The sequence below is a fragment of the Salinibacillus aidingensis genome, from assembly GCF_055393355.1.
Map to the genome: position 1 here is coordinate 2561178 of NZ_AP043759.1, position 15133 is coordinate 2576310.

Annotated in this window: 14 protein-coding genes; 3 read left to right on the forward strand and 11 right to left on the reverse strand. The window is 42.8% G+C overall.

Going from position 1 to position 15133, the window contains the following annotated elements; genetic code table 11:
* The first annotated feature begins 110 nt into the window (after positions 1–110).
* Entirely contained in the window at positions 111–758 is a 648-nt protein-coding gene (gene trhA, locus ACZ5OK_RS13640; protein WP_343842444.1) for a PAQR family membrane homeostasis protein TrhA, read from the forward strand.
* 53 nt (positions 759–811) lie between these two features.
* Here trhA and ACZ5OK_RS13645 read toward each other — a convergent pair whose 3' ends face one another.
* The 4 genes from ACZ5OK_RS13645 to ACZ5OK_RS13660 form a co-directional block, all read right to left on the reverse strand.
* Positions 812–1216: an HI0074 family nucleotidyltransferase substrate-binding subunit gene (locus ACZ5OK_RS13645; protein ID WP_343842442.1), complete on the reverse strand. Its 405-nt coding sequence runs from the start codon at positions 1214–1216 to the stop codon at positions 812–814.
* On the reverse strand, positions 1204–1515 hold the full coding sequence (locus tag ACZ5OK_RS13650) for a nucleotidyltransferase family protein (protein ID WP_343842440.1): 312 nt from the start codon (positions 1513–1515) through the stop codon (positions 1204–1206). The genes ACZ5OK_RS13645 and ACZ5OK_RS13650 overlap by 13 nt, the downstream gene beginning before the upstream one ends.
* Before the next feature lie 105 nt (positions 1516–1620).
* Positions 1621–2580, reverse strand: coding sequence for an alpha/beta hydrolase (locus ACZ5OK_RS13655; RefSeq protein ID WP_343842437.1), 960 nt, complete (start codon positions 2578–2580; stop codon positions 1621–1623).
* Between the two features lie 222 nt (positions 2581–2802).
* Positions 2803–3816 carry an NADP-dependent oxidoreductase gene (locus tag ACZ5OK_RS13660; protein ID WP_343842434.1) on the reverse strand — a complete coding sequence of 338 codons (1014 nt, stop codon included), beginning with the start codon at positions 3814–3816 and terminating at the stop codon, positions 2803–2805.
* Between the two features lie 216 nt (positions 3817–4032).
* Between ACZ5OK_RS13660 and ACZ5OK_RS13665 the strand changes: the two genes are divergently transcribed.
* Complete coding sequence (locus tag ACZ5OK_RS13665; protein WP_343842431.1) at positions 4033–5691, forward strand: FAD-binding dehydrogenase; 1659 nt, start codon at positions 4033–4035, stop codon at positions 5689–5691.
* A gap of 603 nt (positions 5692–6294) precedes the next feature.
* Here ACZ5OK_RS13665 and copZ read toward each other — a convergent pair.
* The 6 genes from copZ to csaA all read right to left on the reverse strand — a co-directional run bounded on the left by copZ (position 6295) and on the right by csaA (position 12962).
* Positions 6295–6501 carry a copper chaperone CopZ gene (gene copZ, locus ACZ5OK_RS13670; protein WP_343842429.1) on the reverse strand — a complete coding sequence of 69 codons (207 nt, stop codon included), beginning with the start codon at positions 6499–6501 and terminating at the stop codon, positions 6295–6297.
* Positions 6502–6531: 30 nt separating this feature from the next.
* Positions 6532–8916, reverse strand: coding sequence for a heavy metal translocating P-type ATPase (locus tag ACZ5OK_RS13675; protein ID WP_343842426.1), 2385 nt, complete (start codon positions 8914–8916; stop codon positions 6532–6534).
* 47 nt (positions 8917–8963) lie between these two features.
* A complete protein-coding gene (locus tag ACZ5OK_RS13680; protein WP_343842424.1) occupies positions 8964–9266 on the reverse strand; it encodes a metal-sensing transcriptional repressor in 303 nt (100 codons plus the stop codon).
* 248 nt (positions 9267–9514) lie between these two features.
* A complete protein-coding gene (locus tag ACZ5OK_RS13685) occupies positions 9515–10885 on the reverse strand; it encodes an aldehyde dehydrogenase (RefSeq protein WP_343842422.1) in 1371 nt (456 codons plus the stop codon).
* Positions 10886–10899: 14 nt separating this feature from the next.
* Positions 10900–12099, reverse strand: coding sequence for an iron-containing alcohol dehydrogenase (locus ACZ5OK_RS13690; protein WP_343842419.1), 1200 nt, complete (start codon positions 12097–12099; stop codon positions 10900–10902).
* 533 nt (positions 12100–12632) lie between these two features.
* Positions 12633–12962, reverse strand: coding sequence for a chaperone CsaA (gene csaA, locus ACZ5OK_RS13695; protein WP_343842416.1), 330 nt, complete (start codon positions 12960–12962; stop codon positions 12633–12635).
* Between the two features lie 180 nt (positions 12963–13142).
* Here csaA and ACZ5OK_RS13700 point away from each other — a divergent pair, with 180 nt between their 5' ends.
* Positions 13143–14099 (forward strand): calcium/sodium antiporter, encoded by a 957-nt coding sequence (locus ACZ5OK_RS13700; protein ID WP_343842413.1) that lies wholly within the window; start codon positions 13143–13145, stop codon positions 14097–14099.
* A gap of 93 nt (positions 14100–14192) precedes the next feature.
* On the opposite strand, the gene ACZ5OK_RS13705 is transcribed toward ACZ5OK_RS13700, so the two are convergent.
* Positions 14193–15017, reverse strand: a complete 825-nt coding sequence (locus ACZ5OK_RS13705; RefSeq protein ID WP_343842410.1) for an aldo/keto reductase — start codon at positions 15015–15017, stop codon at positions 14193–14195.
* Positions 15018–15133 lie beyond the last annotated feature (116 nt).

Sequence of the window (15133 nt, forward strand, 5' to 3'; positions counted from 1 at the left end):
TGATTCTATTATACGGGAACCTTTTTATACAGTAAAGGTTGACTGCATGTGATTATCATTGTATCATTATATGTAGTTATTAAAACTACATAACGTTTTGGAGGGATTTTGTGGGTGCATATATTCGTGAGCCAATAAATGGATTTACCCATTTATTCGGTGCTGTTTTTTCCTTTGCCGGTTTACTTGCTTTAGTCATAAAGGCTGCAATGAACAGCTTTTCGGCTGTAGATATAATGGCTGTTATTATTTTTGGGGTCAGCATGATTCTGCTATACTCCGCTTCAGCGACTTATCATATGGTCACGGCCAGAGATCATGTCATTGCATTTTTAAGACGGATTGATCACTCGATGATTTTCGTTTTAATTGCAGGTACGTATACACCGTTTTGTTTAATCAGCATGGAAGGTACATTAGGATGGGTTCTCTTTATTATTATTCAGAGCCTTGCTGTATTTGGGGTGGCTTATAAATTGATTTTCTTTCACAGCCCAAGATGGTTGTCGACGTCTATTTACATTGCTATGGGCTGGATGGTCATTTTCTTTTTCTCCCCTCTATCAGATGTGATCGGTACAGGAGGAATGACCCTTCTCATTGCAGGCGGGGTTTTGTATACCATAGGTGGCGTGATTTACGGGGCCAAGCCTAAGTTCCTGGAATTTAAACATATGGGCTTTCATGAGATTTTCCATATCTTTATTCTGCTCGGCAGCCTTGCTCATTTTCTATCGGTTTATTTCTATGTATTATAATGGAATCTTAAGGATTGTGAAAGGAGTCTGCTGATGAAAGCAGGCTTCTTTTTTCACTTCATTCTATCAAATTTTTCTATTATATGGCTTAGCCATTTTCGTAGTAATTCGTAATACTCGGGCAGTTGTTTAAAAATTTCCACTGCTAACTCTTCATTATAAGTATGAACCGTTAGATTTCGGTCATTTACCATTTTTAGCCCCAGTATGGTTTCTTCTTCAGTAAACATACCTATCTCCCGTGAATAACGAATAACCCCTTTTGGTGAACCTGCATCCAACCCTTCAATATCAAATAAGAACTGTTTCCCTGCCTTCCAGCATGCTTCAAAAGTAAATTCAAACCTTTGTATCGCGGCATCCCTTTCTACATTAGAGGGTTTTGATATTTCTAACACTTCACCAAAAGCTGTTAAGGCACGTTTAGCAAGTTTAATTCTTTCTTCTAATCTTTCCATAATACCCCTTCTTCCTTTACTCTTTCTTTAAGTTGCTCATTAGCAGCAGTTAAATCGACAAGATCCACATGATAGGGGATTGTTGATTCTTCAATACGATCTCGTAGTTCTACCCACTTTCTCATTGGAATTTCACCATCCGATTGTATCGCAACATCTATATCTGATGTTTGTTTTTCTTCTTCACGGGCCCAAGAACCAAAAAGATATACTTTTACCGGTTCATCTTCTAATGTTTTAACGACAATATCCCTTAAATCAATTAATAATTTTTCTCTAAGTACGTGATTACGACTCATGGTTGTTCACCTCAATTCTCAATCATGAAATAACAAGCACAATCCGTTAAATTTAACATCTTCCCTATCTTAATTATATCAATATTTAACGGCAAAAACGAACCCCTACCGCTGGGGTTCGTTTTTATGTGCAAAGACCTTTTCCAGTTGCTCTGCTCCTTCTCTTAATGCCTGCTCTGATTCAGGAGAAAAGCCAATGAAGTTTCCAAAGCCATGAATAAGTCCGTCATAATTTTTATAGAAAACGTTGACACCGCCTGACTTTAACTCATCAGCAAAAGCCTTTCCTTCATCACGCAACGGATCATACTCTGCCGTCAAAAGTGTTGCGGAAGGGAGTTTATCTAATTCCTTAAACATTATAGGGGAGGCATAGGGATGGTTGCGTTCCTTTGGATGATTGAAATAATGCTTACTGAACCACTGCATCATTTCCAGCGTTAGAAAGTAGCCGTCTGCGTTTTCCATCATGGATGCAGGTGGTGTTTCTCCTTTAAATCCTGTTGAAGGATATAAAAGGAATTGATGCTTGATGTCAGGACCTCCCTGTTCATAAGCTTTGATACAAGTTACAATAGACAGATTTCCACCGGCACTGTCGCCACCCACCGCAATTCGCTGTCCATCCATATCAAATGCTGAGGCATGCTCGGCAACCCAGACGAGCGAATCATAGGCATCTTCAACAGCAGCCGGATATTTATGCTCAGGTGCAAGCCGATAATCTACAGAAACGACCACACATTTAGCCTGATTAGCGATCAAACGACAAATGGAATCATGACTGTCCAGATCGCCAATCACCCATCCACCGCCATGATAATAAACCAGTCCCGGATATGGAGCCTCTCCTTCCACTGGTGTATAAACACGAACCGGGATGTCTCTGCCTTCAAGAGACAGTACCCGGTTTTCCACCTTCTCAACACGCTCTCCCCCTTGAGCCATAGCAAGCATCTGCTTTTCCTTGGCCCGGTACTGCTCAGGGGTCACCTGGTCCATATCAATCTCAGGTAACGCCTTAAGATCATCCAGGAATGCCTGAATGCTTGGAACCACCGCCATTTTACTCTCCTCCTTTTTTTTATAACAAAGACGCAAGCGCCCGTTTAGCGACGTACGGACTGGACTGAGCCATAGGAGATAAAGGAAACACGACGAACCTTGTGAGTCGATGTTGACTTATCGTACGAAGGTGAAGGAAGTCACGCTAGTCGCTAGACGCTGGAGCCGGACGTGGCCTCTACTAATCACACCACTTTAAATTTCATATAGCGTAAAAAAACATTATTCCTGATTTATTTTTACAATTTGCTTCCCTAAATTTTCACCTTTAAAGAGACCGATAAATGCCTGTGGAACATTTTCAAATCCTTCTACAATTGTCTCTTCATATTTTAACTTTCCTTCTGAGAGCCACTGTCCAAGATCCCTTGCTGCCTCCTTAAATCGTGGAGCATAGTCGCTTACAATAAATCCTTTCATCAAGGCCCGTGTTTTAATCAGCTTAGGCTGAATACGAGGACCCATATCCTCACTGAGACTTGTGATATTGTAAGAGGAAATAGCCCCGCAAACCGGTACTCGCGCAAAATCGTTCAGCAGGCTGGTCACCGCATCTGAAATCGGACCGCCAACGTTATCAAAATAGACATCCACTCCATTCGGGCACGCCTTTTTCACAGATTTATAGATATTTTCCGTTGTTTTATAGTTAATGGTGGCATCAAATCCCAGCTCTTTTTCCAGGTATTCTGTCTTTTTATCTGAACCGGCAATCCCTACCACTCGTGTGCCCTTCATTTTGGCGATTTGTCCGACAGCCATACCAACTGCACCGGCAGCACCTGAGATAACAACCGTTTCTCCCTCTTTTGGCTGTCCGATATCCAGCAACCCAAAATAAGCGGTCAAACCTGTTGTTCCCAGAATTCCAAGATAGGCTGACAGAGGAGCGAGCTGTTCATCCACTTTCCGAATCTGAGAAGCATCCATTGCATTATATCGCTGCCAGCCAAGCATACCTGTCACCTTATCGCCAGCCTTAAGTTTGTCACTTTTGGATTCAACTACTTCCCCTACAACACCACCAGATATCACTTCATCCACTTTAAATGGTTCGATGTAGGATTTTGCTGTACTCATCCTTCCTCTCATATATGGATCCACAGATATATACAGGGATTGAATCAGAACTTGCCCCTCTTTTAATTCCGGTACTTCTGTCTCTCTAATTTCAAAGTTATCCTCTGCAGGTGTTCCTTCTGGTCTGGATTTTAATAAAATTTGTTCATTTTTCATATTTCTGCTCCTTTCTTTTATGCGTAATTGGCCACAGCCTTTTTAACATTCTATTTATATAACTTCTTGGTTCATGAGGATTATCCTTTAATTAATTGAAAATTCAATTTTTGTCCTGCGAATTGCAGGTGAAAGTGCTTACAAGTCGAATACATAGAAGGAATGAAAAATATACATTAGAAAAATAACGTGGGTTCCATTTAGGGGGGAGACCATATGAACTATGACGTTATTATCGTAGGAGCTGGTCTGGCAGGGCTGACGGCTGCGGCTGAAGTAACGGATTCAGGAAAAAAAGTATTACTGTTAGATCAGGAACCAGAAGCATCTTTAGGCGGACAGGCATGGTGGTCCTTTGGCGGGCTATTTCTGATTAATTCCCCTGAACAGAGGCGAATGGGAATTAAAGACTCTAAAGAATTGGCGTGGCAGGACTGGCTGGGTACTGCCGGTTTTGATCGTGAAGATGATGAGGATTATTGGGGAAAAAAGTGGGCTGAGGCTTATGTGGATTTTGCGGCTGGTGAAAAGCGGGCCTGGTTAAAATCCTTAGGGGTCCGTTTTTTTCCTGTTGTAGGCTGGGCCGAGCGTGGGGGCTATCTGGCTGAAGGACACGGAAATTCCGTTCCCCGATTCCATATTACCTGGGGAACCGGTCCGGGGATTGTGGAACCATTTGAACATAAATTACGTGAAGCCATGAAAAAGGGACTCGCTGATTATCGTCCACGGCACCAGGTGGATGAGCTTATCACTGAAAATGGTAAGATCGTGGGGGTAAGAGGCTCAATTTTGGAGGAAAGTGACGCTTCCAGAGGGGAAGAAAGCTCTCGAACTGTGGTTGATGATTTTGAATTTAGTGCAGATGCTGTGATTGTTTCAAGTGGTGGTATTGGGGCTAACTTTGAGCTCATTCGTGAAAACTGGCCTTCCCCACTAGGTAAGCCACCTGGAAATATGATTTCCGGAGTGCCAGCACATGTAGACGGGCGCATGCTTGCCATTTCGGAAAAAGCAGGAGGGAAAATTGTCAATCGGGATCGGATGTGGCACTACACGGAAGGTATTAAAAATTGGAGCCCCATCTGGCCGGAGCACGGTATACGAATTCTTCCCGGCCCCTCCTCGATCTGGCTTGATGCGAATGGCAATCGCCTGTCGGTACCCAATTTACCCGGGTTTGATACATTGAGTACGCTGAAAGCCATTCTTTCAACAGGCTATGATTATTCCTGGTTTATTTTAACAAAAACCATTATCGAACGTGAATTTGCCTTGTCCGGATCCGAGCAGAATCCTGATTTAACCGGAAAAAGCATTCGCAAGGTCCTGTCACGTGTGCTGCCTGGTCCTCCTGGGCCTGTGCAGGCATTCATGGATAAAGGTGAGGATTTTATAGTTGCCAAAGACCTTCAAGAACTCGTTAAGGGAATGAATGATCTTACGGGAGAACAGCAGCTTGATTACTCTCATATTAAAAGGCAAATAGAAGCTAGAGACCGAGCGATGGATAATTCCTTTTCAAAAGATTTACAGGTAACAGCTTTACGAGGAGCACGCCAATACCGCGGTGATCGTCGAATTCGTGTAGCAAAGCCTCACAAAATTTTAGATCCAAAACACGGACCACTGATTGCGGTACGTCTTAACATTTTAAGCCGTAAAACCCTCGGTGGACTTCAGACCGATCTCTCAGGCAGAGTGTTAAATGATGAGGGTGAGCCTGTCAAAGGACTCTATGCCGCCGGGGAAGTGTCCGGTTTCGGCGGTGGCGGTGTTCACGGGTATCGCTCCCTGGAAGGAACCTTTTTGGGCGGATGCTTATTTTCTGGCAGGAAAGCAGGTCGGGGTGTTGTGGAAGATATCGGGCGTTAGGGATTAATGTAAAGCTTTAAATGGTAACGAAAATTTTAAAACAGGCTGGTTTCTGGCTTTGACAGTCAGGCAAATGAACCATCCTGGAGTCTGAATTAGATTTCCAGGATGGTTTTTTGCGTTTTTGCAGGGAGTTGGCTGGTTGGATTTTGTGATTCGGGGGTGGTATCCGCCGGTTGGAGGATTCTATCAATTAGTTTTGGGGTTTTATCCACCGATTTTGAAGTGAATCACGTCTTTTTTTAAATCTATCAACCTTTGCTATTCAGGCTGTTCTTTAATCGGTTCATTTGGCGTGGTTATCTGTCAATTGCTGCTGGGTATCAATCAAGTCTGTTTATATTCAAGGCTGTTTGCTGGTTTTATCAATCAGTTTCTTAGATTTATCAATCAAAACTGATCTACCACTTCTGATCCCTGCATTTATCCACCGATTCATGCTGGTTTCAAGGCTGTTCACTCTATGTATCCGTCATTTCCACACTTTTATCAATCACTCTCACTCATTTATCCATCAAATTCAATAATCTATCCATCCCCCCATCCAGTACAATAAAAAAAGCCTGATCCCTTCATCATGAATCAGGCTCTTTCATTTATTCATTAGGCTACAACATCATAGCCCTGTTCTTCAATGGCTTCATTCATTGCTTCTACGGTAACCTTGGAGTCATCATAGGTTACGTCGACTTTGCCAGTGCTTAGGTCGACCTCAACGGATGACACTCCATCAAGGCTTTCTAAAGCACCTTTTACAGATTGTACGCAATGTCCGCATGACATTCCCTGTACGTTTAATATTGTTTGCATGATTCATTACCCCTTTCAAAATTAAATATTTTATATCTTCACTCGCTTCAATCGAAGTGAGTTAGACACCACACTAACTGAACTTAGAGCCATCGCACCGCCGGCAATCCATGGAGCCAGCAGTCCCAGTGCCGCAACCGGAATGCCGGCACTGTTATAGGCCAGAGCCCAAAATAGATTCTGACGGATGTTTTTAATGGTGGCTTTACTCATTTTAATCGCTTTAGGAATGAGTAATAGTTCGCCTCCTAAAATGGTGACATCCGCTGCTTCGATAGCGACCTCTGTTCCTGTTCCGATGGCAATCCCGATGTCTGCAACAGCTAATGCAGGCGCATCGTTTATGCCATCTCCTACCATCGCTACTTTATTCCCCTGGAGCTGTATTTGTTTTACCTGATTGGCTTTTTCTTCCGGGAGAACCTGGGCAATGACCTGATCAATTCCTACCTGATCGGCAATGGATTCTGCGGTTCGTTTGTTATCGCCTGTGAGCATGATTACCTTAAGCCCCAGTTCTTTCAGTTCTTTTATTGCTTCGATAGCTGTTTCCTTAACGGTATCGGCTACTGCAACAATGCCGCGGTACTCACCGTCTACAGCGATAAGCATAGCGGTCTTTCCATTGTTTTCGTAATCAACCAGCTGCTGTTCGGCATTTTCCACCCTTACTTCATTTTCTTCCATAAGGGTTCTTGTTCCGACAAGAATGGTTTTCCCGGATACGACTGCTTTAATACCCCTTCCAGGTATGGCGTTAAAATCGTCTGTATCCAGTAAACGAATTTCCTGTTCTGTCGCATAGGAGACAATGGCCTCAGCTAAAGGATGCTCAGAGCCTTTTTCTGCACTGGCCAACAGGCGCAGGGTTTCCTCATCGCCAGTAAAATCAGTGACCTCAGGCTTACCCTTAGTGATGGTTCCTGTTTTGTCCAAAATAATCGCATCTAAATCGTGGGTTCTTTCCAAATGCTCTCCGCCTTTGAACAAGATCCCGTTTTCCGCTGCTTTGCCTGTTCCAACCATGATGGAGGTAGGGGTGGCCAGGCCTAACGCACATGGGCAGGCGATAACTAACACCGCAATAGCTGCGACAAGGGATGCTTCAAAGTTGCCTGGTGAAACGAAAAATATCCAGACAATAAAGGTTAGTGCAGCGATCCCTACAACTATCGGAACAAAATAGCCGGAAATCACATCGGCCAGACGCTGAATGGGCGCCTTTGAACCCTGGGCATCCTCAACAACTTTTACAATGGAAGCTAAGGCGGTATCCTTGTCTACTTTTGTTGCTTCCATTTCGATGGTTCCGTTTTTGTTCATGGTCGAACCGATGACTTCCGCATTCGCTTCCTTTTCAACAGGAATGGATTCACCTGTGATCATCGACTCATCAACAGAGGTTCTTCCTTTAACGATGGTACCGTCTACGGGTATTTTCTCGCCGGGCTTAACCATGAGGCGATCCCCGACTGTAACCTCTTCCACCGGTATCATCACCTCTTCTCCATCTCTGATGACCCGGCCCTGCTTTGCCTGCAGGTTCAGCAGTTTAGAGAGCGCGACAGTGGTTTTACTTTTCGCGTTAGTCTCCAGATATTTTCCAAACAGGATCAGCGTAATTAAAATCGCACTCGTTTCAAAATAGAGATGGGGGGTATAGGCTGAGTTTCCTATCGTTTTTAGCCCTTCATACAGACTGTAGAAATAGGCTGCACTCGTTCCTAATGCAACCAGTACATCCATGTTGGCACTGCCATTTCGCAAATTCTTATAGGCCCCAACATAGAACTGCCAGCCGATGATAAACTGAACAGGTGTCGCCAGGGCAAACTGGAACCATGGATTCATGAAAATATCAGGAATGTCTGCCCCAAATAAGTGCACAAGCATGGTCACCAGTAATGGAGCGGATAACAAGGCTGACACGAGCAGCCTCGTTTTCATTTGTTTAAGCTGCTTTTCCTTCTGTGACTGTTTCCCTTCCTGATCGGCTTTAACCTTTGCATCATAACCGAGCTTCTGGATTTTTCCGATAAAATCATTTTCTTCAATGAACCCGGGCGTATATTCAATCGTTGCACTCTCGGTGGCAAGGTTGACACTTGCCTGTTTGACGCCCTTTTGTTTATTTAAAACCTTTTCAATTCGATTGGAACAGGCTGCACAGGTCATGCCCATCACATCGAGTTCGGCTTTTTCGGTTTGAACCCCATAGCCCAGTTTTTCGATTTTTTCGCTTATATCATCAACGGATGCTGTGGATGGATCATAATCGATACTTGCTTTCTCCGTGGTCAAATTCACCTGAGCATCGACACCGTCCATTTTATTTAAGACCTTCTCAATTCGGTTTGAGCAGGCTGCACAGGTCATCCCTGTGACACCAAGGGTTGTATGCTCTTGTTCACTCATGCTTCTCCCTCCTTACTGAACATGATGGGAAGTCACTTTTCAAAGCTTTATTTAGAGAATTGCTTCATGACTTCCATCAATTCATCGATTGCTTCGTCACCATTCCCTGATTTTACTGCGTCACTGACACAATGCTTGGTGTGTCGTTCTGCAATAGAGAAGCCCACTTTTTTCAAGGCTGCGTTAATGGCACTGATTTGAACCAAAATATCCGGACAATAACGATCTTCCTCAACCATTTTTTGAATTCCCCGGACCTGCCCTTCAATACGTTTTAAGCGATTGACTACGGCTGCTTTTTCATCGTCCGTTCTGGGGGTTACCGGATGATCATGCAGGAATTCACCCACTCAGCATCCCTCCTTATCTATTCTAATTATACTATACCCCCCTATAGTATTAGTTGTCAAATGAGATGTTCCTTTATTATAAAGATTAGTATAAGCGTTCCCGCACAAAGTATTTCTTAGTTATATTAAACCAAAAAAGTCAGGAGTGTTCTGTGATTTCAAACACTCCTGACTTTAAAATTCACTATTTTTCTATTCTCAATTAAATAAAACCACTTGTTTTGCCGTTATTTCCCCTGCAAAAACTTTTATTTAAGAAACCATTTAATCCTTTTTACACCGTTTTTCATCGTCGGATATCGGAAAGGGATATCGAATAAGTTCGTCTGTTTTACGATACTCTTCTTGTGGGAAAAGGCATCAAAATTACCCTTCCCGTGATAGGAGCCGATTCCACTGGATTTTACGCCGCCAAAAGGTAAATAAGGCGAGACAAAATGATAGACCGTATCATTAATACAGCCGCCTCCAAAGGAAATTTTACTCAGCACTTCTGACTGGATATTTTTTTCGGCTGTAAATAAATACAGGGCCAATGGATGAGGATGCTGATAAACACCATCAATGACCTCATCTAAATCCTGATATTCCATCACGGGTAAAATCGGACCGAATATTTCATCCTTCATCACGGGATCCTCCCATGAAATATCCGTCAGCACAGTTGGCTCCATAGCAAGTGTTGTGGAATCAATCTGTCCTCCCATAAACGTTTCGCCATCTTCAAGAAACATTTTCAGACGGTTAAAGTGTTTTTCACTGACGATATGTGTATAATTTTCATTTTTTAAAGGCTCCTCACCATATAAATGGTGAACCGCCTTTTTAAATTCCTCCAAAAATTCCGTTCTGATATTTTCATGAACATACACGTAGTCAGGGGCAATACACGTTTGACCGGCATTGGTAAATTTACCCCAGGCTATGCGCTTGGCAGCTAATTTCAGGTTGGCATCCTCGTGTACAATACAAGGACTCTTTCCTCCTAACTCCAAGGTGACTGGTGTCAGGTTTTTGGACGCGGCCTCCATCACAATCTTTCCTACGGGCACACTTCCGGTAAAAAAGATATAATCAATATTCTGATTCAATAACTCCTGACTTGCTTCTACCCCACCCTGAACAACGGAGACAAATTCCTCTGGATAAAGCCTGGCAATTAAACGTTCCATAAAGTCTGACGTTTCCGGTGTATATTCCGATGGTTTAATGATGGCTGTGTTTCCGGCCGAAATCGCTCCAATCAGAGGAACCAGTGCCAGCTGAAATGGATAGTTCCAAGGGGAGATAATCAGGGAAACCCCATATGGCTCAGAGTAGATATAGCTGGAAGAGCCAAAATGTGTAATCGGTGTTCTTACCTTTTTGGGCTTCATCCACGAACGCAGTCGCTTTAATGTAAAGCCAATTTCCTCCAGTACAATTCCGATTTCTGTTGAATAAGCTTCAAATTCCGACTTATTTAAATCAATTTTCAGGACATCCATAATTTCCTTTTCATTATCCTGAATCGCACGCTTTAATTTTTCGAGCATTTCCACGCGAAAGGAAACCTCTCTTGTTTTCCCGCTTTGGAAAAATTCCCTCTGTTTCCGTACAAGTGTCTGGTAGCCTCCCAATGTTCTCCTCCTCCCTATTCCATAATGGTATGATACAAGAATTGCATATCTTTTTTTCCGAAAATCTCTGGAACAGGATAAAGCGGGTTGGCTTCAGAAAGTGCACGTTTAACCATGAATGGAAGATCATCCTCCTTAATTCCGCCTATTTTGTCCGGGATTTCCATCCTTTCATTTAAGCCCTTAATCTCCTCAATAAATTTCGCTGCCTTTTGCTCCTCATTATCTGATGGATCCCCAATGTTCACTAAATCAGCAAGTTCAGCCAGAGGTTTATTCACAGTGCTTCCGTAGTACTCAAGCACATGAGGTAAAATAACGGCGTTTGCCAGGCCATGAGGAACCCCATAAAACCCACCCAGGGTATGAGCAATCGCATGTACATTTCCAACATAAGCCCGTGTAAAAGCGACACCTGCCAAATAGGCGGCCCGCTGCATATTGGCCCTGGCCTCCAGATTTCCACCATTTTCATAAGCCTCATAGAGATTATCGAAAATCAGCTTCACCGCTTCCCGACTGCTCTGTTTTGCTTTTTCCGAGGCCCCGTGATTTGTGTAGGCTTCAACCGCATGAGTCAGAGCATCCATTCCTGTTGTAGACGTTATGTGTGGAGGCAGTTTCTGGGTCAGCAATGGATCGAGCACAGCGAATTGGGGAATCAGGGATAAATCCATAATGGCATACTTTTCATGGGTGTCAGGATTGGAAACTACCGATGCAACAGTTGCCTCACTCCCTGTTCCCGCTGTAGTAGGAACCGCTATAAGAGGCGGGATTTCCTTTCGTATTTTAAGCAAGCCTTTTAACTTTGGTACAGGTTTCCCTGGCCGGGCTACTCTTGCACCTACGCCCTTGGCACAATCCATAGGAGATCCCCCGCCAAAGGCAATGATCCCTTTGCAGTTATTGTTCTTATAAACCTTTAAAGCGTTTTCAATATTCCCAATGGTTGGATTAGGAACAACTTGATCATAAATGACGTAATGAATGCCTTCTTTCTTAAAAGCCTCAAGCATTTGATCCATTAATCCTATGGATCGAATCCCTTCATCAGTGACAATTAAAACTTTATCAAGGTGCTTTCTTTTTAATAATGGCGGCAGCTCACTTAAACTGTTTTCTCCTTCCAGCAAAACAGGTTCGCGCCATGGTAATAATCCCATTACGATACGGCTTACTCGCTGGTATACCCTGCAAAATAACTTAAACATAAATGCCCTCCTCTGCATCATGAATACACGGCTTCTACAAATAATGTAAGCGCTTAACTTTTGCTATGAAAAATCAGGCTGAAAAGTGTCACCTCCCGCTAAAACTGTGTAAAATCAGATTCATTAAGTCCTTCTCATATAACCTTCTTCACTTTAATATATAAATAATTTTCACAATATTCAATCACTTATTATGTATAATAGTCTTTTAGCTCATGGGAAAAAGGGGTACATTTATAGGGGAATCCTTTCTGCAGTAATCAGACAATTGACGGGAGAACAAAGATATAAAGTGAAACTTCCATCAGTGGGGGGTTCTCCATCCCCCACTGATGGTTAGTTGAACTTATTAGGTTTTTACTGGCCGTTTATCCCCCTCTTAGTCTTGTTGGGTTACCCTCAAAACTTGAAGTGGGGGTATTACGGCCAGTTAATACGTGATAAATGTACAAGCGCAGGTACCCATTTGTCGAGGCTAAACGGGTTCCCGCGCTTTTCCTTGTCCGGCTGCTGCGCTGGACTCACTTAATTATTTAAGCTATAGGAGTGCCATCAGGGACCTGTTGATCAGGCTGCAACAGGACAACATCCCCTTCACGAGGTACGCCTCCAATCACCAGAACCTCTGACTTATAACCGGCAATACGCATCGGTGGAAAATTGACGACTGCAACCACCTGTCTGCCAATAAGCTGCTCTGGTTCATAGCGTTCTGTGATCTGAGCCGACGATTGCTTCACACCTAATTCTCCAAAATTAATTTCAAGTTTAATGGCAGGCTTTCTGGCTTCCGGAAAAGGTTCAGCTTTTTTCACAGTACCAATACGAATATCCAGGTTCTGAAAGTCTTCCAATGTGGCCATAACGTTCTCTCCTTTTTAACAAGCATTCTACTATTTCATTCATTATTTTTTAAAGAATCCCTTCTTAATGATAGGATTATTTTAAGAAGAGGAACGATGAAAACCTGACGATGGAATGAAAGATAAAAAATCGGGTAAAGTTATGAAAGGAAAACTACTATTTTACGGGAAGTTGGGAATATGAGCGTATACATTTTCTTAGTCATTGGGTTTATTTTTTTAATTAAGGGTGCTGATTTTTTCGTGGATGGAGCCTCTAATATTGCAAGGCTGCTACGTGTGCCGTCGATTATCATTGGCTTAACCATTGTTTCCTTAGGTACCAGTTCACCAGAAGCAACGGTAAGTATTGTTGCTGCACTGGAGGATAGTGCTGAGGTTTCACTCGGGAATGTTATCGGCAGTAACATTTTTAATTTAACACTTGTGGTTGGTACGGCTGCTATAATCTTCCCTTTAAAGGTGGAGACAGAAACCGTCCGTAAAGAGATTCCTTTCACTTTACTGGCAAGTGTAGCCTTACTGGTGGTTATGAGTGATGTCACATTGGAAGGTTTAAATGATAATTTTATTACCCGCAGTGACGGTCTCATTTTCTTACTGTTTCTTTATATTTTCATGTCCTATGTCATTGAGGTTGCACTCAAAAACAGAAAAAACACAGAAGCGGACGCGATGGCCGTTGATGTCACGTGGGGAAAAAATATTCTGGTTACCATTTTTGGATTAACGGGCATCATTATTGGGGGCGAATTGGTTGTCTCTAATGCGACTGAAATTGCCTACCGATGGGGGATGAGCGAAACCTTAACAGGTCTGACGATTGTTTCCATTGGTACGTCTCTCCCTGAACTGGTCACTTCTGTTACCGCTGCTTTGAAAAAGGAAAGTGAGATTGCTCTGGGGAACATTGTAGGAAGTAATATTTTTAATATTTTATTTGTACTTGGAGTTTCCTCGGCGATTACACCTCTTGCCGTGAACGGAAAAGTTTTCACAGATGTGTATCTTATGCTGCTTATAACGGTTGTTTTACTGATTTTTTCCCGTACAAACTTCAGGGTTGGAAAACGGGAAGGGCTGATTCTCATCGCCTTTTATATCGCCTATATGGTTTATATTATTTTGAGAAATTAATGCTTATGGGTTAAAAAGAACCAGTGCGGGCACGGGCCCGCCTGGTTTATCACACGAGGTGTCCTTCCGCCTGAACGATTATGATTTCTGTTTCTAGCGCTTATTCATATCGTTTGGATGAGGTCCATTTCGTCTGTTTCGATTAAGCTGATGCATCCCATCCATTTCTTCAGCTGTGAGCTCAAAATCAAATACATTAAAATTCTCTTCTATTCTGGATGGTGTAACGGACTTCGGAATCACAATCGTGTTATTTTGCAGATGCCAGCGTAAGATTACCTGGGCAGGGGTTTTCTGATGAGTTTCAGCAATTTTGTTTACTGTTTCATCACGCAACGCTTCCCCGCCCTGATCCAGAGGACTCCATGCTTCTACAAAAATGTCATGCTTGGCACAGAACTCTTTCATTTCATTTTGGGCAAGATAAGGATGACATTCCACTTGATTAAGCACAGGCTTTACTTCACATTCTTCAAGAATACGTTCTAAATGCTCAATTTCAAAATTACATACTCCAATCGCTTTTACGCGGCCATCGTTATAAAGTTTCTCCATTGCTTTATAAGTATCCACATAATCATCAAACTCAGGTGTCGGCCAGTGAATCAAGTATAAATCCACATAGTCGAGCCCCAGTCTTTCAAGGCTTTCATCAAACGCACGGAGGGTATTTTCATAGCCCTGGTCACTATTCCAGACCTTCGTAGTGATAAATAGATCTTCACGGGGAACACCTGAATCTTTAATGGCTTTTCCGACGCCCTTCTCATTCTGATAAATCATCGCTGTATCAATCGAGCGATAACCTGTTTCAAGTGCTTTTGATACGGCTTTGGTTGCTTCGTCATTTTCTACCTGCCAAACACCAAAACCGAGCTGTGGCATTTTGATTCCGTTGTTTAAGGTAACATAATCCATGATGCAAATCTCCTTTCGGCGTATTATAGAATTCCTAGTGTCATTTTTCCACAACATCAATAAAATACCATAATAAGGTCAGGTATGTCATTTTCGGGGTGCTGTATATCAGTATT

Bases quoted from the DNA above. Each gene is read 5' to 3' on its own strand.
- copZ (WP_343842429.1), bottom strand. From the start codon at position 6,501: ATGCAAACAATATTAAACGTACAGGGAATGTCATGCGGACATTGCGTA.
- ACZ5OK_RS13665 (WP_343842431.1), top strand. From the start codon at position 4,033: ATGAACTATGACGTTATTATCGTAGGAGCTGGTCTGGCAGGGCTGACG.
- ACZ5OK_RS13645 (WP_343842442.1), bottom strand. From the start codon at position 1,216: ATGGAAAGATTAGAAGAAAGAATTAAACTTGCTAAACGTGCCTTAACA.
- ACZ5OK_RS13655 (WP_343842437.1), bottom strand. From the start codon at position 2,580: ATGGCGGTGGTTCCAAGCATTCAGGCATTCCTGGATGATCTTAAGGCG.
- csaA (WP_343842416.1), bottom strand. From the start codon at position 12,962: ATGGCCACATTGGAAGACTTTCAGAACCTGGATATTCGTATTGGTACT.
- ACZ5OK_RS13705 (WP_343842410.1), bottom strand. From the start codon at position 15,017: ATGGATTATGTTACCTTAAACAACGGAATCAAAATGCCACAGCTCGGT.
- ACZ5OK_RS13650 (WP_343842440.1), bottom strand. From the start codon at position 1,515: ATGAGTCGTAATCACGTACTTAGAGAAAAATTATTAATTGATTTAAGG.
- ACZ5OK_RS13675 (WP_343842426.1), bottom strand. From the start codon at position 8,916: ATGAGTGAACAAGAGCATACAACCCTTGGTGTCACAGGGATGACCTGT.
- ACZ5OK_RS13700 (WP_343842413.1), top strand. From the start codon at position 13,143: ATGAGCGTATACATTTTCTTAGTCATTGGGTTTATTTTTTTAATTAAG.
- ACZ5OK_RS13660 (WP_343842434.1), bottom strand. From the start codon at position 3,816: ATGAAAAATGAACAAATTTTATTAAAATCCAGACCAGAAGGAACACCT.
- ACZ5OK_RS13690 (WP_343842419.1), bottom strand. From the start codon at position 12,099: ATGTTTAAGTTATTTTGCAGGGTATACCAGCGAGTAAGCCGTATCGTA.